The sequence below is a fragment of the Aliidiomarina haloalkalitolerans genome, assembly GCF_003987315.1.
Classification (GTDB): Bacteria; Pseudomonadota; Gammaproteobacteria; order Enterobacterales; family Alteromonadaceae; genus Aliidiomarina; species Aliidiomarina haloalkalitolerans.
The window spans coordinates 79,889-99,550 of the sequence record NZ_PIPI01000003.1; the positions used below are offsets into that span (position 1 = coordinate 79,889).

A 19,662-nucleotide genomic window follows, 5' to 3' on the forward strand; every position below is an offset into this window, starting at 1 on the left:
TATATTTGTTTAAAGATGATTATTCTGAATCAACGCAATTTTTAGAGCTTATCGCCAGTGATTAACCAGACCTTAAACCCGCAACAGCTGCAGTACTTTTTTGAGCAGTTGTGGAAGCAGTCGTTGAATCCAATTTGGGTATGTAAAGTTGTGCCAAATGACTTCGAAATGGTCAGTGCTAACGAGGCGGCCATGCGCGTGGATGCGAACCAGATCCCAGGCGCTTTAATCAGCGAAATTCTCGAAAAAGGCGGCCACGCACCGGAGTTAATTTCTGGGTATTTTGCTTGTTTGGAAACCAAGCAAATGGTCGAGTTTGAGCAACGGCCTTGGGTTAACGGTAAAGAGTATCTGTACCGAACATTGCTGGTGCCGATCATCAATGAACATGGCGAAATTACTCATATTTGGGGTACCGCGCATAATTTAACTGACTTTTTGGACCCACAAAAAGAGCTTCTGGCTATTAACCAAATTCTCGAAACCAAAATTACCGAGCGTACCAAGCAATTGCGCGACGCTATGGAAAAGCTTGAGCAACTGTCGGACACCGACGAACTGACGGGGTTGGCCAATCGCCGGCATTTTAATCGTCACTTACACGCGCTCATGAACGCCGGCCGTCCTTTTGCCATACTGTTTATCGACATTGATTATTTCAAGCGATACAACGATCACTTTGGCCATCAGGCGGGTGACGCATGTCTGCGGCAAGTAGCTGAGTGTTTGCAGCAGTTTCAGCGTCAACCTGACGACTTGCTGTCACGTTATGGTGGTGAAGAGTTTGTCATGCTTTTACCGGATTGCCCCCTTCATGAGGCCAAAGAAATCGCTGATGCGATGCGTTCTGCGATACATGACAAGCGCATTCCGCATCCAACAAATCGAGTGCCCAATGTGGATTATTTAACGATTAGCGTTGGCCTAACCCTTTCACCAGCGGGAAATCATGATCCGGATACCGTGCTGAAAGCAGCGGATGACGCACTTTATGAGGCGAAGGAAACTGGGCGCGATCGCGTTTATATGATTGAGCTGACTTCGAATTAACGACGGTGGGCTTGCCACCACCCATACAGCGCCAATAATGCATTGACCTGATACACCATAGTTTGAATCGCGAATATCACATTGTTATTGGCGAGGTTCTTCACCGCGAGCCAAACGAAGTTAACGATAATCCACAGTAGCCAGCTCATCGAATAGCGCAAGATCATCGTGGTTTGAGCGGTCACCCCGAGTACAAACGCAAGCACGTTAATTTGGTACCAAGAGATATCGAGGCCGAGCAGCGACAGCGCTGTGTCGGTGTCAGCGCCAATAAAACTGTACTGCTGCAACTGCGCGTTTAACCACGGAAAAATTGCCAAGCCAATGGCGATAAATACCCCAGTGATCAGCCATACGGAAAGACCTGCTTGGCGCGGTTGCATATCACCATTGGCGTCTTGATTGCGTCGCCAGTCAAATAAAGCGTACAAGTGAGTGAGAAAATAGAACAGTGGCGCAAGCATGAGGCCGGTGGCACCGCTGCGTCCTTGCACCATACTTTCACCTAGGTTGGCCAACATGCCCAAGCCGTTGCCGGCTTTGTTCTTGCGAAACGCGAGGGCAAGCACACAGACTAAGCCAATGATGGCAACCATGAGCATGATAAGGTCAAAGGTGCCGCGGTCGGTACTCAGCCAAAAACCAGCACTGAGCGCAATGACACCGCAACTAAACCAGATCACCGCCCAAGGGCGCGCCCATTCGTTAAGTAACTTGTCGAGCAGCTGCATGTTCAGTCCTTTTTACCAAGGTGTGGCTACACGTCGATACAGACATACTTAAGTTCGGTGTATTCATCCAAACCTTGATGGCCGCCTTCACGGCCCATACCGGACGCTTTGACCCCACCAAACGGTGCGGTGGCATTGGAAATTAGGCCGGTATTGACCCCAACCATGCCCGCTTCAATGCCTTCGGCAACTCGGCGAATACGGCCAGCGTCACGCGCATAAAAATAAGCAGCGAGACCAAACTCTGAGGCATTGGCGTATCCTAATGCTTCCTCTTCGCTGTCAAAAGGAATCAGTGGCACGACCGGGCCGAACGTTTCTTCTTTGGTGCAAAGCATGTCGGGCGTACCGTTGCTTAACACAGTCGGTTGGAACCATGTGCCGCCAAGCTCATGACGAGCACCACCGTATACCACTTCAGCGCCATGCTGTTTAGCGTCAGCAATGTGTTTCTCTACTTTTTCAACGGCTTTTTCTGAAATCAGCGGACCAATGGTGACGCCGTCGTCAAAGCCGTTACCAACGTTCAGAGCTCGCACTTTTTCGAGTAGTTTTTGGGTGAATGCATCGGCAATTGAGCGCTGGACATAGACGCGGTTGGCGCAGACGCAGGTTTGTCCCGCGTTGCGGAATTTACTGTCGATTAAACCTTGCGCCGCTTTGTCGAGATCGGCGTCGTCAAAGACAATAAACGGGGCATTACCGCCAAGCTCAAGGGAAATACGTTTCAGGGTGGGCGCGGACGCAGCCATCAGTGTCGCGCCAACGGCCGTCGAGCCGGTGAAGCTAATCTTGCGCACCAACTCGCTACTGGTAAAGGCTTCGCCAATGGTTTTGGCATCGCCCGTGACCACACTAAACACGCCATTCGGCACACCGGCCTCTTGCGCCAGCGCGGCCAAGGCAAGCGCAGTCAAAGGTGTTTCCGAGGCGGGTTTAACCACAATCGTGCAGCCTACCGCTAATGCGGGTGCAACTTTACGGGTAATCATTGCCGCAGGAAAATTCCACGGGGTAATCGCAGCACAGACGCCCACGGGTTCGCGGGTGACAATAATGCGTTGGCTTGCGGTTAAGCCAGGAATTGTCTCGCCATAACTGCGACGTGCTTCTTCGGCAAACCATTCGATGTAGCTTGCGGCGTAGGCAATCTCGCCCTTGGCTTCAGCGACCGGCTTACCTTGCTCGAGCGTCATCAGCTCACCTAAGGCTTGCTGGTTTTCCATTACGAGCGCATGCCAGCGTTTCAGTACTTGCGCGCGCTCGGCCGCTGTTTTTTGCCGCCACGCTGGCAGAGCGGTGGCTGCTGCCTGAATCGCATGTTCGGTTTCGGTCGCACCACAATTGGGCACGTGGGCGATAACTTCTTGTGTGGCTGGGTTGGTGACAGCAATTGTTTTCCCGCTGTCTGCGGATCGCCATTCGCCGTTAATCAAGCACTGCTCATAAATGAATTTGCGCAGGTTCGGTCGAATGTCGCTCATGCTGCCACCTCCTCGTTAGTCTTTTGGTTTTTGTTCTTTTGAAAAATTGAGTCCTGTCATACTTTCTAACACGCCATCGCGCTTAATTAAACCGTGATGCAGTGCCGCGCCGATGTGCACCAGCACAAGGAGAATGAGCCCCCAGGCAATGAGCGCATGCATTTCCCGAAGAAAACCATACAGCTCCATGCTAATCGGTGTGATATTCGGCAAGGTAAACCAACCAAACACCGATACCGGACGACCTGCCGCGCTTTGCATGAGGTAACCCGATAACGGCATCGCGAACATCGCCGCATATAAAAAGAAATGCGACAACTGTGCGATGCGTTGTTGCCAATGCGGCACCGAGGCAGGTAAGTCCGGCTGCTGCTGACTTAAGCGCAGCGCAAGGCGAATAATCGCCAGTAGCAGCGCCATAACCCCAAACGACTTGTGCAGTGACAGCAGGGTGAGATGCCATGGCTCAAGGCTCTGCACCATGGCTAATCCAGCGAACAACAACGAAATCAGTAGCAGTGCCATGGCCCAGTGAATGATTCGAGCAGCAAGGCTATACGTAGTAATAGTCGACATTAGCGTTACTCCATTCCTTGCTGGTAAAAGTGCTCACGTGCGCGGCGGCGGTATGATTCAGCATACACCGACGAGCGTGCCTGTAAGATTTGATCATTGGTGGCAGCCATACCTGCCGGTAATACGAGCGGATCAAAATTAATGCCGTTACATAAGCCTTCGGACTGATCAGTTGCGCTGTGAATGACGATTTGCCCGGCAACGACTTGTTGGCGGTCAGCCGGCCAACGCACGGTTGGGTCATTTTCATCATCCGCATCGGTAGCTAAGGTAAAGACCAAGTCATACACCACAGGTGCGACGTCTAAGCGCGCCATAAACTCGTTTTGCAGCGCGTTCGGGTCATCGCGATCACCCTCAAAGCCGCGGCCGTGTGACTCAGCTTGCGGCACAGCTGCCCAACGTACCGCTTGACGCTGACGGCCATTAACAAGGTAAAAAGCGTTGATGCTGTTGTAGGTTTCAGTCGCATAGCTCTCCGTTGCCGTGTACGACGCTTGCCACTCTCGTGCCGCTTGTGTCTCTGGGTGTGCTTCTAAAAAGGCGGCAACACGTTCAGGATTTGGCCGACCGGTTTCTGGATCCGGTCGAAAGGCATTCATTTGTTCGAAAAATGCTTGGCCGGTACGCACAGGCATCACAGGCGGTGTGTTCATCGCTGTTTGCCAGCGAAGATTGGCTTTGTCGCCGATACTTAACGCCAGACTGCGCACGCCTGATGCCAAGTCAGGTGCGGTCGGGTTGCCGCCACCGATCGAAATCCGACCAACAAAGGTTGTCGCGCCCGGTTGGAAAATCGTTGCGCTGGAATAAGCGCTTAATTCGCCATTGGCGACGAACTCACCGGCCAAACAAAAGCCTTTGGCATGCGCACGACGGAAGCCAAGATGTGGGTTACCGCCTTCTTGAAAATCGACAAATTGTTGGGCTGTGACTCGGCCTTGGCCGAGGCCATTGGCAACGCCATAAAACAAAAGTGCTAGCCCACCGACTACCACGGCGATAATGCCGTAACGCAGTGCGAGGGAGGAAGGTTGCTGTGCCATGTGGATGTCCTGTTTGGTCGTATCTGAGTTAACGTTGACTAACTGAAGCACTACAAGGTTTGTGACCGAATCGATCACTACACTGGATCATTCATTCGTAACAAAGTTTTACAATGTATAGTTTGTGAACAATTTGTCATTGACTAAGCTTAAACCTGATTCTTATCGATTGAAACTGATTCAGCCAAAATTCACGAAGGATAGCGTCATGACCATTCGTATTTTAAGCTTTCTAATTGTCGCTTTTGTCTTCACCGCTGCGGCGTTCAATTCGAGCGCCCATGGGCAAACGCTCGACGAGCTCTGCACTAGCGAGCAATGCCATGATCTCGTCAAAGGCTTTGAGCGCTATGCCCAGCATGGCAACACCCACTCGATGGTGTTTCTTGCGTTGGCCTATGCCAATGGCGAAGTTGTTGAGCAAGACCATCGCAAAGCCAGCATGTGGATCCGCGAGTCCGTGCGTTTGCGCTCGCCTCTCGGTGCTTACGTGAAAGCGCAGTGGCGACGTCAGGGCTTTGTCTTTGAGCAAGATGAAGAACGTGCGGAATGGTTGATTGACCGAGCTATTGCAGGCGGATTTTCTGTCGCGATGTACGATCGCGCCGTGCGCTTATTGCACGACCCAGAGCGCATGCAAGAAGGGGCTGACTTACTTGAGGAAGCGGTAGATTTAGGCTTGCCCGATGCGCGTTATTTATTCGCGTTGTTGCTTGAACATGGTGAAGTGTATGAACAAGATCTCGTAACTGCCGGTTTGCTCTATCGCGAGCTTGCCGTTGAAGGCTTCCGTGACTCGCGCCAGCGCTTAGAAACTGTGATTGGTCAGGTCGAGCGTTCATCAGCGGAAGACGTGCAGACGATCGTGGCGCAGCTCCGAGCGTATGACGACATGGAAGTGATTACCGTATACGGCCGTTACGGCAGCTTTGATGATCACCTTGCGGCAATTAATGCCAGTGTCCGCGACCGTTTCTACCAAAAGCCAACCGGAACTCGCATGCGCCGAGCGCGCCCTTGTGAAGACACTGTTGGCTGCCGAGTGCTCTACAATCGCGACTGGGGAGACGTTGCCTTTACTACTCTAGCAGGTGCCTTAGGTCTCCCGAACGGAATGTGACCTGGACCCTATTTAGACGCTAACTCACACTTTTATGCGCGTAAAAATGTAAAAAATAACACTTTTATGCGCATAAAAGTGTTAATTGAGTTATAGTGAGTTGTTGTTAACGACTTCACAGGTAGGCAAAAACCATGCAGCGGACTCTACTTAGCGCTCTAATGTCTTGGAAACAGCAGGCTTCCCGCAAGCCCTTATTAATCGATGGGGCGAGACAAACGGGTAAAACGTATTTGCTACAAGACTTATTTGGTAAAAGCTTTGCCAATATCCTGCGTATCGATTTTCTTGAGAACCCTGCTTACAAAGAAGCTTTTGATGGCTCCCTAACGCCTGACGATTTGCTCATGAATATTGAGCTGTTGACCAATCAGACCTTTAATCCGAGCACTGACCTATTGATTCTTGATGAAATCGGGGAGTGTGAACGAGCGGTGACGTCGTTGAAGTATTTTGCGGAACAAGCACCGTCATACTTTATAGCAGCCAGTGGCTCGAACATTGGATTATTAAACACATTCCCGGTTGGAAAGGTAGAGCAGTACAATTTACGTCCATTGACCTTCCAAGAATTTATTTATGCTTCACAGGAGCCGGCGCTGATCAAAGTCTTTGATAGCCAGACAAATACAGCGTCCGCGCATACTCGATTAATGGATAAGTTAACCGATTACTTTTTCACTGGGGGTATGCCGGAAGCGGTTGCTGCTTGGTATCAGTCGAAAGAATTAAGTATTTTGGAGCGTGTTGAAAAAGTAACAAAAATTCACGCTGATTTAGTTTCTGGTTATCGTCGAGATTTTGGTAAGTACGCGGGTAAAGTGGATGCGGCCGTGATTGAGTCGGTGTTCAATAGCATCCCAGCGCAACTATCGCAAGTCAGCGACGAATCTGTGAAGCGTTTTAAATTTAAACAGGTGCATGAGCGTAAATCACGTTACAGTGACTTTGAAACCGCCATCCATTGGCTTCAATGTTGTCGTTTGGCCTTGGCGAATTATCCCATTGAAGGTCAGCCAAAACCGCCGCTGGCTGCCTACAAGAAGGAAAATATGGTCAAACTGTTTCTATTTGACGTCGGGCTGCTGAACCATATGCTCGGTACCAGTTATAAAGAGATTAAGCAGCAGAGCTATGAATATAAGGGCTATGTTGCCGAGAACTTTGTTCAGCAAGAACTAACCGCCATTGGCATTGAGCCGAGTTATTCATGGAATGACGCTCGAGCGGAAATCGAATTTCTTGTAAGCACCGATGACGGCGATATTGTCCCTATAGAAGTAAAAAGCGGTAAACGTACGCGAGCTAAATCACTGACTTCCTATATTGAAAAATGTGCACCGCGCAAAACGTTTAAATTGACAGGAACTCAAGGTTCTTCCGCCCTTGAGCAAACAAATATTGTCATGCCTTTATATTTTACTCAGTACGTACCACAGCGGTGGTAACACAGTCTTGACTGTTTGTCGGGTATTCTTGGCATGTCTACTGGCATATAAACGGATAGCACTCACCTAATCGAGGATAAGCGACCCATCGGTATAATCGAAGATAATGCGCATTTGATTCACGCCATCAATGCTCACCGCTCTGGCAATGATTCCGGCAAAACCACGGCCTTCGCGGAAGAATACGTCGTTCATAAATAGCTCGATGTCGTCTCTGTCGTGATATCCCATTTTTGCGAAACACACGCGATTGTTGCAGGTAAAGTCTTCCAGATAGACGTCGTTCCGATGCAATTGTTCAGAGTCTCGAAATATATCTTGGTATTTTGCTTCTACTTCATAAGATTTTGAATTTCTGTCAATTTGGCGCGCAAATTCGAATAGATTATCGAAATCCCGGCTGAGCATGTAATGTTCTGCAGTCGCACTGCTCAATCCTTGTGGGGGAGATAATTTTGCAAACTCAGCTTCGATCAGATCGCTTGTACTTGCTTGCTCTGAGTTGCCAAAAATAAAATAAGCGAACGCTGCCGCAATGACAGAGATTCCAATGATCAAGAGCTTCCCTGATTTCATAATAGTCCTTAAGATTTAACAAAATAGAACGCAAGCACAATTGCTCAGTCTTTTCGAGACTACTTGATAAGTGACGTCGAATCAAAGACCTTGTGTAACTCAGTGTTTTGATTGGCAGACTAGCTGATATTCCTGTCCGATCTGATACAATACTGAACATCTTAGTACAGTAATGAATTTCAGGAGTGGTTATGGCAGTACTCTCTGTTTTAGATTTGGCACCGATTACCGAGGGCAGTGATGCCGCCGAGTCGTTGCGTAATTCTGCGGATTTAGCCCAACACGTAGAACGTTGGGGTTATCGTCGGTTCTGGATGGCCGAGCACCACAATATGGCCGGCATTGCGAGTGCAGCGACATCCGTTGCGCTGGCTTATATTGGTAGTCAAACCGAATCGATTCGAATTGGTGCAGGCGGTATTATGCTGCCGAACCATGCACCGCTGATTGCGGCTGAACAGTTTGGTACCTTAGCTGCATTGTTTCCGGACCGAGTCGACCTAGGTTTAGGCCGAGCTCCAGGAACGGATGGCGCAACGCTGCGTGCATTACGCCGCACTTACAACAGCGCTGATAACTTTGCAGATGACGTGCAAGAGCTGCTGATGTATCTCGCTGAACCAGAGCCGGGGCACGCAATTCAAGCCGTGCCCGGAGCGGGTTCAAAGGTGCCAGTGTGGTTATTAGGTTCTAGCCTGTACGGTGCCCAACTAGCGGCGAAACTCGGCTTACCGTATGCGTTTGCCTCGCATTTTGCACCGGACTACTTACACATGGCGCTGGAAGCGTATCGGAATAATTTCCAGCCTTCTCAATATCTACAAAAGCCGTATGCGATGGCCGCAATCAATGTCTTTGCCGCAGACGATGTGGCAGCGGCAAAACGCTTGAAAAGCTCGATGCAATTGCAGTTTATTGCGCTGAGGCAGGGGAATCCCGGCAAGTTACCGGCGCCGGTGGATGCGATCGAAGAGCAAGTCGATGCCATGACACTTGCCGGTGCAAACCATGCTCTGAAGTACACCGCGACCGGAACGCCCGAGCAAGTTCATAACTATATGCGTGATTTTGTGGCGGCCACTGGTGTCGACGAGCTGATGCTGACCTGCCATGCCTTTGATCATGCGGCTCGTCTTCGCAGCTTTGAAATTGCGAAGGACTGTCAGTTTTAGATCCAGTCTTGGGCAGTGTGCGTAGTTTCAGATTCCTGCTGAAAATAGGAAGAAGCGATGCTGGATAAGTCAGAAAAGTCTGAGTTACAGAGTAAAGAGCTGCGTAAATTTGATGCGATGGCGAACGAGTGGTGGGACCCAACCGGTAAATTTAAGCACGTTCTCGCCTTCAATGCCGCTCGTTTGGCAGTCATTCGCGACATGCTGGTGCAGCACTTTCAACTCGACCCTGCGCGCGCCGAGCCGTTGCATGGTTTACGCATCCTCGACGTTGGTTGCGGCGGTGGCTTGCTGAGTGAGCCGCTCGCGCAACTCGGTGCGACGGTGACCGCAATTGATGGCAGTGCAGTGAGTATCGAGGTGGCCAAAGCGCATGCGCAGCAGTCTGGGGTTCAAGTTGATTACCGCCATAATCTAGTTGAAGAGCTGTTAGCCCAGGGCATGGAGCCGTTCGATGTGGTGCTCAATACGGAAGTGATTGAGCATGTGCAGGATCAGCAAGGGCTCATTGATACCTGTTGCCAGCTGTGCAAGGACGACGGCTTATTTGTGATGGCCACGTTAAATCGCACCTGGAAGTCTTGGCTGTTTGGCATTATTGGCGCCGAATATGTGTTGCGCTTGTTACCTCGAGGCACCCACGATTGGCGTTTCTTTGTCACGCCTGCAGAGTTCGCGTCCATGCTTAAACCCCATGGTTTCCGTGCCTTGGAGCCGGTCGGCCTGACCTTTAACCCGTTCACCAAGCGCTGGCGCACCTCGTCCGATACCCGCGTAAATTACCTCTTGGCTGCCGTTAAATGATCTCGGCGCGTGCGCTTTCTTTTAAGAAATAAACAGCGAGTGTAATAAAGGCGGCGGTGATGAGTACTAGCGTAAGCCAGTCGAAAAACAGTGCCGTTGCAATCGCTAGGGTAAAACACAAGCCACTCACGCGAAGCCATCGACTGGTTTTATTGAGTGCAAGATAGATACCCAGAATAAGCGCGAGGATAACGGCAACGATCATGCTGACAAGCCAAATTGAGCTCGGAATCAGGTTATTTCTCGCTGCTACGGACATCATTCCGGCAATAAGATTGATGCTATACACACCCATCAGCCCGAGCAACAACAGGCGACTGGCGGTGCTGTTTATTTGGCTGCGTAAGCTTTGGTGTAGCGTGGCCAGCACGATCATTTGAACAATGAACAGCGTTACAGCGAAAGCGAATTGTCCGGTCGCTAATGTTCGCTGCTCATACCATGAGAGCGGATTGGGATTATTCGCCAACGACTGGAATAGATAGATCCACAAGGCTGCCGAAATAATTGCCATGACTGCTGCGGTTGTGCGCTGCCATCTTGCTACATGGGTGCTGAGTTGCATCGTAGAACCTCTTAAATTAAGTCGACACTGCTATCTGCTTGCCAACAATGAAAAGCTAGGCTGATCAGCGCCAGTGTGACGAGGACTGGTGCAACGGGGAGTAACATACCGAGACTAAGAAACGGCGCGATAACAGCAATAAACAACATTAAACCCGCGAGTTTGACGGGGGGCGCGATGCGCTTTTCGAGGGCTTGTAGGCTCAAGCCAAGTAACGAGGCCGAAATAAGCCCTGTGACTGAAACAGCAAGCATAATGGAGCTTACGGGGTGATACGCATCAAACGTTGGCGGGTTTGTGGCAAAAACTTCCACGGTGCGAACCGTAATAAACAGCAAGCAACTTAGACTTAGTATTGCCGTAAGTGTGATTGCAGCAAAACGCGTGACTTGATGCTGAATGTGTTGGCCAAGCGATTTGCGGCAGCTGACTAGCAATGCGACGCCGAGAAACATGATCACCAGTGTGAACGCATCACCCCAGCGGAAAACATCGGTAGCGGGCGGGAAGAACTTACGTTCCATGAACAGACCGAATTCCGAGAACCAATAAAGGGGAAATAGCACCGCCATCATTGAGGAGAGTAGAGCAGTTGTACGAGAAGAACTAAGCATTTTAACGTCCTTATTCCTGATCAGGTTCGTGTGCGAGAATGTCGCCGGGCTGACAGTTGAGTGCCGTGCAAATGGCATCGAGTGTGCTGAAGCGAATGGCTTTGACCTTGCCGGTTTTGAGCAGCGAGAGGTTGGTCATCGACACGCCTACTCGCTCCGACAACTCCGTCAGTGACATCTTGTTCTTGGCCAATTCGACATCGAGATTAATTCGAATACTCATGGTTTATACCTTGTCGACTGCTTCAGATGACTTCAACTTCGTTCTCACCACGGTAAAAATTCAAGGCCAGTAACAGCATCAGTATCGGAAACAAGAAGATATTGATGATGCCCAGAATCACCGTGAACTGGAACACACAGGCGATCAGTAAGCCAGTGGCAAATACCTTCATGATGCCGTTGAGCTGACGAAAGCGCATGAGTAGGGTAATGGCGAAAATGAAGGCACTGACTGCGTAAAGAAACAGCATGATTAAGGCGTAGATACCAACACCGAGCACTAAAGTTTCGGGAACGTGAGCGAAAAGGCCGAGTGCATAGCCGACATCAACAAAGACCGTGGCATGAAATAGCGCCACGAATACCATCATCAAAATAAGTAAAAACGATGGGGTCGCACTCTCGAACTGGAAACTAAATTGCTTCCGCAGGACTGCATAAACTGTGATTTCTAAAACACCGAGCAAAACAAATAAGCCGTCCCAGAAATCCAGTACTTGAATGTCCTGCGTCATGATTTGAGTAAACGAATCGCCACTCCACCAGTGTGGTGATAACCAATAGACTGGAAATAGAATCGCAAGTGCAACGGCTGCGGCTGCTGCGTATTTATACGATGGCGTGTTCATGGTAGTTCCTTAATGAACGTTGAAAACCTGAACACCTTACGATCGAAATTTATGCAGATCAATAAATATTTTATGAATAACATAAAATAATTTATGTTAACTAAACCAGCAAAAATAAGAAACCCTGCTAAATCATAACGTTATAATTCCGGCTCGGAGCCCGAATGCAAAACCCTTTTGGCTCGGAGCCGGAATTCATTTCCACAAGTGGCAGCTGCCTCTTTTGTTGAGCGCGGTGAAAGACCAGCTGCGTTGTAAAGGGGCATCTCCGGCGGCACCGACACAGACATGTAACGGCAGTAAATGCTCTTCGCGGGGGTGGCAGAAGCGAGCGTGCGGCGCTTCTTCCCAATTGATGAGCTGATGCTGGCGCGCTGCGTTATCCGGCTCAGCTAGTGTAGTTAGAATCCAGTCTTCAAAGGCTTGGTTCTTGGCATTGTCGTTCGCATTGTCGGGGCCGAAGAATGCCTGCATGTTGTGGAAGGAGTAGCCAGAGCCAATAACTAGAATGTTTTCTGCTGCTAACCCTTGCAGCGCTTCCCCGATCTTTAAGTGACGTTCCGCACTCAGTCCTTTTTGCAACGAAATCTGTAAGGTCGGAATATCGGCGTCAGGGTGCAACAGTAAGCCAGGAATAAATACGCCATGGTCGAGTCCGCGACTATCATCGAGCACGGCTTCAATGCCGACGGCCTCGAGGCGCTGCTGCAGATCTGCGGCTAACTTTGGTGCACCAGGCACGGGGTATTTCAATGCATAGGATTCTGGTGGGAAGTTGTAATAATCGTAAAACAATTCTGGTGTGGCCGCGCTGGTAATGGCTACTGGCTCGCGCTCCCAATGTGCGCTGACGTACACTATGGCATCTGGTTTGGCAAAATGCGCATGCAGGTAATCCAGAATCTCGGCAAAGGCGCGAAGCATGTCGCTATGACTTGGGTGGTTAAGAATCGGCAGTGGTCCACCGCCATGAGAAACAAATAGAATCGGTTGCATAAGTTCGCCCTCCTACAAGGTGTACCTATTAGACGCTTCTTTCATTTCTTATTCATTCGTATTTATCGAATAAAATATGCTACTTTGTTCAATATGTATAAATGAATTTGTTGTCTATACTGAACTCGTTGTTAAGTTACTTAGCTTGGCTGAGTATCCCAAAATTTTAATGTGAGGAATCGATGATGAGTTCATTATTACAGAATGGTTTAATTAAGAAAGCTTTAGCCACCGACTCGAGTTGGGGTTCGCTCGTATTGCGCGTACCGATTGGAATTATTTTTGCAGCCCATGGCGCGCAAAAGCTATTTGGCTGGTTCGGTGGTCATGGCTTGGAAGGCACTGCCGGTTGGATGGAAAGTATAGGCTTGGCACCTGGTATGTTGATGGCATTTCTAGCAGGAGCTGGTGAATTCTTTGGTGGCGTGCTGATTATTCTTGGGCTTTTAACACGGCCAGCGGCATTGGTTTTAGCGTTCACTATGGTGGTTGCCATTTTCGCTGTCCATTTTGAACACGGCTTGTTCTTAGCCAACAACGGCTATGAGTTTGGCTTAGCTCTGCTGGCAGCTAGCGCGGCATTGTTTTTCTACGGTGGCGGCAAGTTCTCCGTAGACGGTATGCTGAGCGGCACAAAGTAAAAAAGGAAAGGGCGTGGCACGTTCGACGATAAATCAATGGCAAATGTTCAAAGCAGTAGTCGAACATGGCGGCTTCAATCAAGCCGCCAGCCACGTCCATAAAAGTCCCTCAAGCTTGCACCATGCAGTGCAAAAGCTTGAAGAGCAGTTAGGTGTTAGCCTCTTTACCACCCAAGGGCGTCGTCTTGAATTAACTACAGCAGGCGAGCAGCTGCTGCGCCGTATTGACTATTTACTTGCTGAAGTGGACCGCATGGAGCAGGTCGCGAGCAATATGCAGCAAGGTGTGGAGTCGCGTTTGCGGGTTGCTGTCGATGAGGCTTTCCCCCGCGAACTGCTATATCAGGCGCTTGCGAATGTCGCCGAAGAATTTCCCCTCATTCGTTTCGAAATTCTTGAAACAATACTTTCTGGTGCCGACGAACTGCTCAATGAAGGTAAAGCTGACGTCTCGCTTTCACCATTTACCCTGTCCGGCAACCTCAGTGAGGATTTGTGTGCAGTTGAATTTGTGGTTGTCGCCGGTGTGAATCATCCATTGAGTAAAGCAAATTGCCCGCTGAAGCTCGAAGACTTAAAAGCATGTCGCCAAATTGTTTTGCGTGACTCTGCGCAGAAAAACGCGAAAGACTACGGCTGGCTCGGTGCCGAACAGCGCTGGACCGTCAGTCACATGACCACCTCCATCGAATTAATCCGCCGTGGCTTAGGATATGCTTGGTTACCGCGGCATTCGGTCGAGAACTACTTGTGCGATGGCAGCCTTGTCGCACTCAAGCTCGAATGCGGCGCTACCAGAACCACTAACTTTTATCTCAACTTCACCGATGCTGAAGCACTGGGCCCAGTCACGCGCAGCTTCCTCGGCCACATTCGCTTTTTAACTTTGTAATATGCATGAATGCGGCAGTATGCCATCGCTGTTGCGCTTATTTTCCATGTCATTCAGTGTTATAACTGACTGAAAGTTCAATGGACTGGGAAACGAATCATGCAGCAATTTGAGGTGCTCGTTGTCGGTGGTGGTGGTGCGGGATTACGTGCAGCCATCGCTGCAGCTGAAACTGCGCCCGAGGGTCGTATCGCGTTACTGTCGAAAGTCTACCCGATGCGCTCGCACACGGTGGCGGCAGAAGGTGGTGCCGCAGCCGTTACGCGTGCGGATGATTCCTATGCCGCCCATTTCGCCGACACGGTTGCTGGCGGCGATTGGCTTGCTGAACAAGGTGTCGTGGATTACTTCGTTAAACAGGCCTACCAAGAGTTGGTGCAAATGGAGCATTGGGGCTGTCCGTGGTCTCGGCAAGCGAATGGTGACGTGCAAGTGCGTCGCTTCGGCGGCATGAAAACCGAACGTACTTGGTTTGCGGCCGACAAAACCGGTTTTCACATGCTTCATACCCTGTTTCAAACCTCCCTCAAGCATTCGAATATCCAACGCTTCGATGAGTTCTTTGTGGTTGATTTACTGGTCAACGACGGCGAAATCAATGGCGTTTTGGCGCTGGAAATTAGTACCGGTGAATTACACGCGATTCAGGCCAAAACCGTGATTATGGCCACCGGTGGTGCCGGTCGCGTTTTTCGCTTCAATACCAATGGCGGTATTGTTACCGGCGACGGCATGGCAATGGCTTACCGCCATGGTGTCGCGCTGCGTGATATGGAATTTGTGCAATACCACCCGACCGGCTTGCCCGGCAGCGGTATTTTGATTACCGAAGCGAGTCGAGGCGAAGGTGGTGTCTTGGTGAATAAGGACGGTTACCGTTACTTGCAAGACTATGGACTCGGACCGGAAACGCCGCTAGGCAAGCCAGAAAATAAATACATGGAATTAGGGCCTCGTGACAAGCTCTCACAAGCCTTTTGGCAAGAGCAACAGCGCGGCCGCACCGGTAACTATAACGGTTCTGATGTGGTCTACTTAGATTTGCGGCATCTCGGTAAAGACTACCTGTATGAGCGCTTGCCGTTTATTTGTGATCTAGCGAAATCGTACGTCAACATTGACCCAGTAACACAACTCATTCCAATTCGCCCAGCCGTGCATTACACCATGGGCGGTATTGAAACCAATGCACAAACAGCGACCTCGATTCGTGGCCTGTATGCGGTCGGTGAGTGTGCCTCGGTTGGACTACATGGGGCTAACCGTTTGGGTTCGAACTCATTGACTGAATTGCTCGTATTTGGCCGCCTGGCGGGAGAAGAGGCAATGCGTCATGCACGAACGAGTGCGCCAGAAATGGACCAAACAAAAAGCGCACAAACGCTGCGGCAGTGGCAGCAAAAACTGCAAACTTTGACGGCGTCGAAAGCGAGTGGTGTAACTTGGGTGCAACTTAAACGCGAGTTGGTCCAAACCATGGAAGACGGTTGCGGGATTTACCGCACAGAGTCCGGCTTACAAGCGAGTTTGGCGAAGGTGCGGCAGTTAAAGCAGCAGTATCAGCAAGTACAAGTTGGTGATACCAGCCGTGCGTACAATACCGACTTATTGCAATGTCTCGAACTCGAGTTTTGCCTCGATGTGGCCGAGGCGATTGTCTTGGCGTCGCTAGAACGACGCGAATCACGTGGCGCGCATCAGCGTTTAGACGAGGGCATGACGGCTCGGAATGATCAGGACTTCTTGCGCCATAGCCAAGTATTTTTTCAGTCACAAGCGGACGCTACCTTGACGTGGCAGGCGGTCGACACGAGTCTTTCAACGCCCGGTGAGCGTGCTTATGGTGCGCAAGGTCAGCAGTCGGAGGCGCGTTAACATGCATAAAGAAATTCAAATTAAGCGCTATTTACCGGAAGAACACGCCGAACCGTTTTGGCAAACCTTTCGTGTTCCTTATGACGAGACGACTTCTGTCCTCGGCGCGCTCAATTACATTAAAGAAGAACTCGACTCGACCGTGAGTTTTCGCTGGAGTTGCCGAATGGCGATTTGCGGTTCCTGTGGCTACATGGTCAATGGCATTCCGAAGCTTGGTTGTAAGGATTTCGTGCGCAATTATCCGGCTGCCCTGCGTATCGAGCCACTGGCGCATTTCACCGTTGAACGTGATTTGATGGTCGCCATGGATGAGTTTCTCCAGCACTTAGAAGCGGTGAAACCCTATTTAATTGCTGAGCCTTCTGAGCCGCACAAGCCACACCGGCAAACGCCGGCGCAGCTGGCGAAGTATAAACAGTTCGCGAACTGTATAAATTGCGGCTTGTGTTATGCCGCCTGTCCGCAGTTTGGTTTAAACCCTGAATTTGTTGGCCCCGGTGCTATCGCTTTGGCACATCGATACAACCTCGACAGTCGTGACCAAGGAAAGGCCAAACGCATGCCAGTTTTAAATACGCATGATGGCGTCTGGAGCTGCACTTTTGTTGGCTTTTGTTCGGACGTCTGCCCAAAAGGCGTTGACCCCGCTGCAGCAGTCAACCAAGGCAAGGTCGAGTCAGCAAAAAGCATGTTAATTCAAATGTTTCGGGGAGGCGCTTGAGGATGGCTTACAAACCGAACTTACAACGAACGTGGTGGTTGCAGCATCGATTTTTCCGCGCCTACATGCTGCGCGAAGCAACTGTGCTACCGCTGGTCTTTTTGCTCTGCTCACTGCTCGCGGGTGTCTATAGTTTGACGTCGGCTGACGCGTTCATAGCTTGGCAAGGTTTTATGGCGAAGCCATGGGTTATTGTCATTCACACGCTGGCTTTGCTGGCGAGTTTCTATCATGCCTTGACCTTTTTTCAGCTTTTCCCGCGCGTCATGCCAATTCGCCTTGGCGATAAATCAGTTCCTGCGGTCGTCATGATAGCAGCACAGTGGTCGGGCACGTTGACCGTGATTGCTTTGTTCCTCTGGTTGTTCGGAGGTGGTTTATGAGTCAGCGCTGGCAAGGTCTGCATTTAGAGCCGTTATGGTGGGGGCTATTCAGTGCTGGTGGCGTTTGCTTTGCGGTGTTTGTGCCGGCCGCCGCGCTGGTATTTGGTGTGTTGGCACCGCTCGGTGTGATCGAACTCAATTATCTAAAGTTGCATGTTTGGTATGGCAGTTGGTGGGGACTTATGTTTACCGGTACAGTGATTTGCTTACCCGCGTTCCATGCCGCGCATCGGATCCGTCACGGCTTGCATGACTTAAAAGTCGGCGGTGGCTGCTGGTCGATCTTGATTTGTTACGGCATTGCCGCAATAGTCAGTGTTTCGGCACTGTGGGTATGGTTTAACGCATGAAATTCCAACATTTTTACCAACGAGCGATTGAACGTAAGGGCAGCGAAACTGACGTGTTAGCGCGATTACCGCAGCTAGCAACCGCTGCACAATTGCAGGCACTTGGTGACGACCGCTATTTATCGGCTATAACGAAGTGTGTGTTTCGTGCGGGTTTTGTTTGGCGCATTATTGAGAACAAATGGCCAGGTTTTGAAGAGGCCTTTAGCGGCTTTGTGCCTTTGTACTGGCAACAAGTGCCACCGGAACGGCTCGAAGCACTCGGCAACGACGAACGAATTGTTCGCAATATGCAAAAAATTAATACCGTTCCTCACAACGCGTTTATGATTGTTGAGGCAGCGGAACAGTACGGCAGCTTTGGCCATTTTCTCGCCCAATGGCCGTCCAACGATCAAGTTGGTCTGTTGCTTTGGCTGAAGAAAAATGGCGCTCGGTTAGGTGGCGCTAGTGCCCAGTATTTCCTGCGAATGGTCGGTTGGGACGGGTTTATTTTGTCGACTGACGTGGTCACAGCATTGGAGAACCACCGCTTAATTGACGCCGCACCGACGACCCGCAAGGGCTTACAACAAGTGCAGCAGGTGTTTAACCAATGGCATGCAGAAACCGGCTTACCCTATGCCCACTTGTCACGAATTCTGTCGTATACCTTGGATGCGCGCTAGCCCGCCAACAAACTTGCCGTAATTGGGATATACAACAACACGTTCATGGGGAAGGTGATGCCGAGTGCGGCGAGCATGGCTTTGCCGATATCGGCGTCAGGTATCGCAGCCCGAATCGCTGCTGGCGCGGCAATGTAGGAAGCACTAGCAGTTAATGCACCAAGCACGAGCACCGACCCGACCGGCAACTCGAGGTACCAACCTAGCCAGAGTCCTGGCCAAATTAAGACGAGTGGCATAATGGCTGCGAAGGCGATCAGTCGCCATAAATGCCATGGAATGGGTCGACAAATCCGCGCTGTGGTTAGGCCCATTTCTAGTAAGAATAAAGCTAATAAGGCAGTAAAGCCGTTCAGCACTAGGCCTTCAATCGACGCAAGACCTTCGGGCCCATATAACCAGCCAATACCGACACCACCCATTAACAGGATAACACCGCGGCTGGTGAGCGCTTCATGCCAAATTGCGCCCATGCCTTTAGGCGCGCCAGACTCACCCGAACGCCAGTGATAGAAAGCGAGCATAAGAATAATGGCGGGTAGTTCAAGAATGACTAAGTACAAAGTTGTTTCTGGTGCCAGCGGTAAGCGGAAACTTTCAGCTAACGCCCAAGCTACCGCGAATGTACCTGCGCTAACTGAACCATAGTGAGCTGCAATACTGATGGCATCAACACGGGACAGTTTGACGAGGCGTCTGAGGACTGGCAACAAGATTGGTGGAATCAAAAAGCCCAATGCCATGACTGCCAGTAAATGTGTAAAAACCACTGAGCCGCTATTACTGTGTAACGCCAAGCCACCTTTGATACCGATGCTAAGCATAAGCAAGATGGTGAGAATATCGTAAACTTGTCCAGGAACTTTTAAGTCAGATTTAACCAACCCAGCAATTAAACCGAGGGCAAAAAAGGCAACAACGATATCTGGCACAGGACTTCCTCAAGGTATGCGTGAGTGCAAAAGTCTACCATTAATAAAAATACACACGCACGTCATTTTGTACGATTGGTGAAGTGGTCACACCGCTGACCAGTGCTGCTGTTCTACCACTTTTGCGCCAAGACAGTGTGCGCTTCAGTTGACGTGAATCAACA

The 19,662-nt window shown here is 50.3% G+C and carries 23 protein-coding genes; 12 read left to right on the plus strand and 11 right to left on the minus strand.

Annotation, left to right across the window (positions count from 1 at the left end; genetic code table 11):
• Positions 1-57 precede the first annotated feature (57 nt).
• Positions 58-1,050, plus strand: coding sequence for a sensor domain-containing diguanylate cyclase (locus CWE06_RS06020; protein WP_126792180.1), 993 nt, complete (start codon positions 58-60; stop codon positions 1,048-1,050).
• Here CWE06_RS06020 and pnuC read toward each other — a convergent pair.
• The 4 genes from pnuC to CWE06_RS06040 are packed head-to-tail and all read right to left on the minus strand — an operon-like array spanning position 1,047 to position 4,887.
• Positions 1,047-1,781, minus strand: coding sequence for a nicotinamide riboside transporter PnuC (gene pnuC, locus CWE06_RS06025; RefSeq protein WP_126792182.1), 735 nt, complete (start codon positions 1,779-1,781; stop codon positions 1,047-1,049). The two genes, CWE06_RS06020 and pnuC, sit on opposite strands and share 4 nt — an antisense overlap.
• A gap of 26 nt (positions 1,782-1,807) precedes the next feature.
• A complete protein-coding gene (locus CWE06_RS06030; RefSeq protein WP_420808523.1) occupies positions 1,808-3,256 on the minus strand; it encodes an NAD-dependent succinate-semialdehyde dehydrogenase in 1,449 nt (482 codons plus the stop codon).
• Positions 3,257-3,280: 24 nt separating this feature from the next.
• Complete coding sequence (locus CWE06_RS06035; protein ID WP_126792185.1) at positions 3,281-3,841, minus strand: cytochrome b; 561 nt, start codon at positions 3,839-3,841, stop codon at positions 3,281-3,283.
• A gap of 5 nt (positions 3,842-3,846) precedes the next feature.
• Positions 3,847-4,887, minus strand: a complete 1,041-nt coding sequence (locus tag CWE06_RS06040; protein WP_126792187.1) for a catalase family peroxidase — start codon at positions 4,885-4,887, stop codon at positions 3,847-3,849.
• A gap of 208 nt (positions 4,888-5,095) precedes the next feature.
• Between CWE06_RS06040 and CWE06_RS06045 the strand changes: the two genes are divergently transcribed.
• Together CWE06_RS06045 and CWE06_RS06050 are read left to right on the plus strand one after the other, a co-directional pair.
• Positions 5,096-6,007: a tetratricopeptide repeat protein gene (locus CWE06_RS06045; RefSeq protein WP_126792189.1), complete on the plus strand. Its 912-nt coding sequence runs from the start codon at positions 5,096-5,098 to the stop codon at positions 6,005-6,007.
• 134 nt (positions 6,008-6,141) lie between these two features.
• Positions 6,142-7,455, plus strand: coding sequence for an ATP-binding protein (locus CWE06_RS06050; RefSeq protein ID WP_126792191.1), 1,314 nt, complete (start codon positions 6,142-6,144; stop codon positions 7,453-7,455).
• 66 nt (positions 7,456-7,521) lie between these two features.
• Here the strand turns inward: CWE06_RS06050 and CWE06_RS06055 are convergent, their stop codons facing one another.
• Positions 7,522-8,031, minus strand: a complete 510-nt coding sequence (locus CWE06_RS06055) for a hypothetical protein (RefSeq protein WP_126792193.1) — start codon at positions 8,029-8,031, stop codon at positions 7,522-7,524.
• Between the two features lie 191 nt (positions 8,032-8,222).
• Between CWE06_RS06055 and CWE06_RS06060 the strand changes: the two genes are divergently transcribed.
• The gene (locus tag CWE06_RS06060) at positions 8,223-9,203 is read left to right on the plus strand and encodes an LLM class flavin-dependent oxidoreductase (protein ID WP_126792194.1); all 981 of its coding nucleotides are present in this window, start codon (positions 8,223-8,225) and stop codon (positions 9,201-9,203) included.
• Between the two features lie 57 nt (positions 9,204-9,260).
• Positions 9,261-10,007 (plus strand): bifunctional 2-polyprenyl-6-hydroxyphenol methylase/3-demethylubiquinol 3-O-methyltransferase UbiG, encoded by a 747-nt coding sequence (gene ubiG / locus CWE06_RS06065; RefSeq protein ID WP_126792196.1) that lies wholly within the window; start codon positions 9,261-9,263, stop codon positions 10,005-10,007.
• Here the strand turns inward: ubiG and CWE06_RS06070 are convergent.
• From CWE06_RS06070 to CWE06_RS06090, 5 genes are all read right to left on the minus strand, one after another.
• Complete coding sequence (locus CWE06_RS06070; RefSeq protein ID WP_126792198.1) at positions 10,000-10,572, minus strand: hypothetical protein; 573 nt, start codon at positions 10,570-10,572, stop codon at positions 10,000-10,002. The two genes, ubiG and CWE06_RS06070, sit on opposite strands and share 8 nt — an antisense overlap.
• 11 nt (positions 10,573-10,583) lie before the next feature.
• Positions 10,584-11,186 (minus strand): hypothetical protein, encoded by a 603-nt coding sequence (locus CWE06_RS06075; protein ID WP_126792200.1) that lies wholly within the window; start codon positions 11,184-11,186, stop codon positions 10,584-10,586.
• A 10-nt stretch (positions 11,187-11,196) separates the two neighbouring features.
• Positions 11,197-11,409 (minus strand): helix-turn-helix domain-containing protein, encoded by a 213-nt coding sequence (locus CWE06_RS06080; protein WP_126792202.1) that lies wholly within the window; start codon positions 11,407-11,409, stop codon positions 11,197-11,199.
• A gap of 22 nt (positions 11,410-11,431) precedes the next feature.
• A complete protein-coding gene (locus CWE06_RS06085) occupies positions 11,432-12,037 on the minus strand; it encodes a hypothetical protein (protein WP_126792204.1) in 606 nt (201 codons plus the stop codon).
• A gap of 195 nt (positions 12,038-12,232) precedes the next feature.
• Positions 12,233-13,033 carry a DODA-type extradiol aromatic ring-opening family dioxygenase gene (locus tag CWE06_RS06090; protein ID WP_126792206.1) on the minus strand — a complete coding sequence of 267 codons (801 nt, stop codon included), beginning with the start codon at positions 13,031-13,033 and terminating at the stop codon, positions 12,233-12,235.
• A gap of 185 nt (positions 13,034-13,218) precedes the next feature.
• On the opposite strand from CWE06_RS06090, the gene CWE06_RS06095 reads away from it, so the two are divergent.
• From CWE06_RS06095 to CWE06_RS06125, 7 genes are all read left to right on the plus strand, one after another.
• Positions 13,219-13,674 carry a DoxX family protein gene (locus tag CWE06_RS06095; protein ID WP_126792208.1) on the plus strand — a complete coding sequence of 152 codons (456 nt, stop codon included), beginning with the start codon at positions 13,219-13,221 and terminating at the stop codon, positions 13,672-13,674.
• Between the two features lie 13 nt (positions 13,675-13,687).
• A complete protein-coding gene (locus tag CWE06_RS06100; RefSeq protein ID WP_126792210.1) occupies positions 13,688-14,566 on the plus strand; it encodes a LysR family transcriptional regulator in 879 nt (292 codons plus the stop codon).
• Between the two features lie 99 nt (positions 14,567-14,665).
• Positions 14,666-16,441 (plus strand): fumarate reductase (quinol) flavoprotein subunit, encoded by a 1,776-nt coding sequence (gene frdA, locus CWE06_RS06105; protein ID WP_126792212.1) that lies wholly within the window; start codon positions 14,666-14,668, stop codon positions 16,439-16,441.
• A gap of 1 nt (position 16,442) precedes the next feature.
• Positions 16,443-17,165 (plus strand): succinate dehydrogenase/fumarate reductase iron-sulfur subunit, encoded by a 723-nt coding sequence (locus CWE06_RS06110; RefSeq protein WP_126792213.1) that lies wholly within the window; start codon positions 16,443-16,445, stop codon positions 17,163-17,165.
• 2 nt (positions 17,166-17,167) lie between these two features.
• Complete coding sequence (locus CWE06_RS06115; RefSeq protein ID WP_126792215.1) at positions 17,168-17,548, plus strand: succinate dehydrogenase/fumarate reductase transmembrane subunit; 381 nt, start codon at positions 17,168-17,170, stop codon at positions 17,546-17,548.
• Complete coding sequence (gene frdD, locus CWE06_RS06120; protein ID WP_126792217.1) at positions 17,545-17,898, plus strand: fumarate reductase subunit FrdD; 354 nt, start codon at positions 17,545-17,547, stop codon at positions 17,896-17,898. The genes CWE06_RS06115 and frdD overlap by 4 nt, the downstream gene beginning before the upstream one ends.
• Positions 17,895-18,566, plus strand: a complete 672-nt coding sequence (locus tag CWE06_RS06125) for a DNA-3-methyladenine glycosylase I (protein ID WP_126792219.1) — start codon at positions 17,895-17,897, stop codon at positions 18,564-18,566. The genes frdD and CWE06_RS06125 overlap by 4 nt, the downstream gene beginning before the upstream one ends.
• Here the strand turns inward: CWE06_RS06125 and CWE06_RS06130 are convergent.
• On the minus strand, positions 18,563-19,498 hold the full coding sequence (locus CWE06_RS06130; RefSeq protein ID WP_126792221.1) for a sodium-dependent bicarbonate transport family permease: 936 nt from the start codon (positions 19,496-19,498) through the stop codon (positions 18,563-18,565). The genes CWE06_RS06125 and CWE06_RS06130 overlap by 4 nt on opposite strands.
• Between the last annotated feature and the right edge of the window lie 164 nt (positions 19,499-19,662).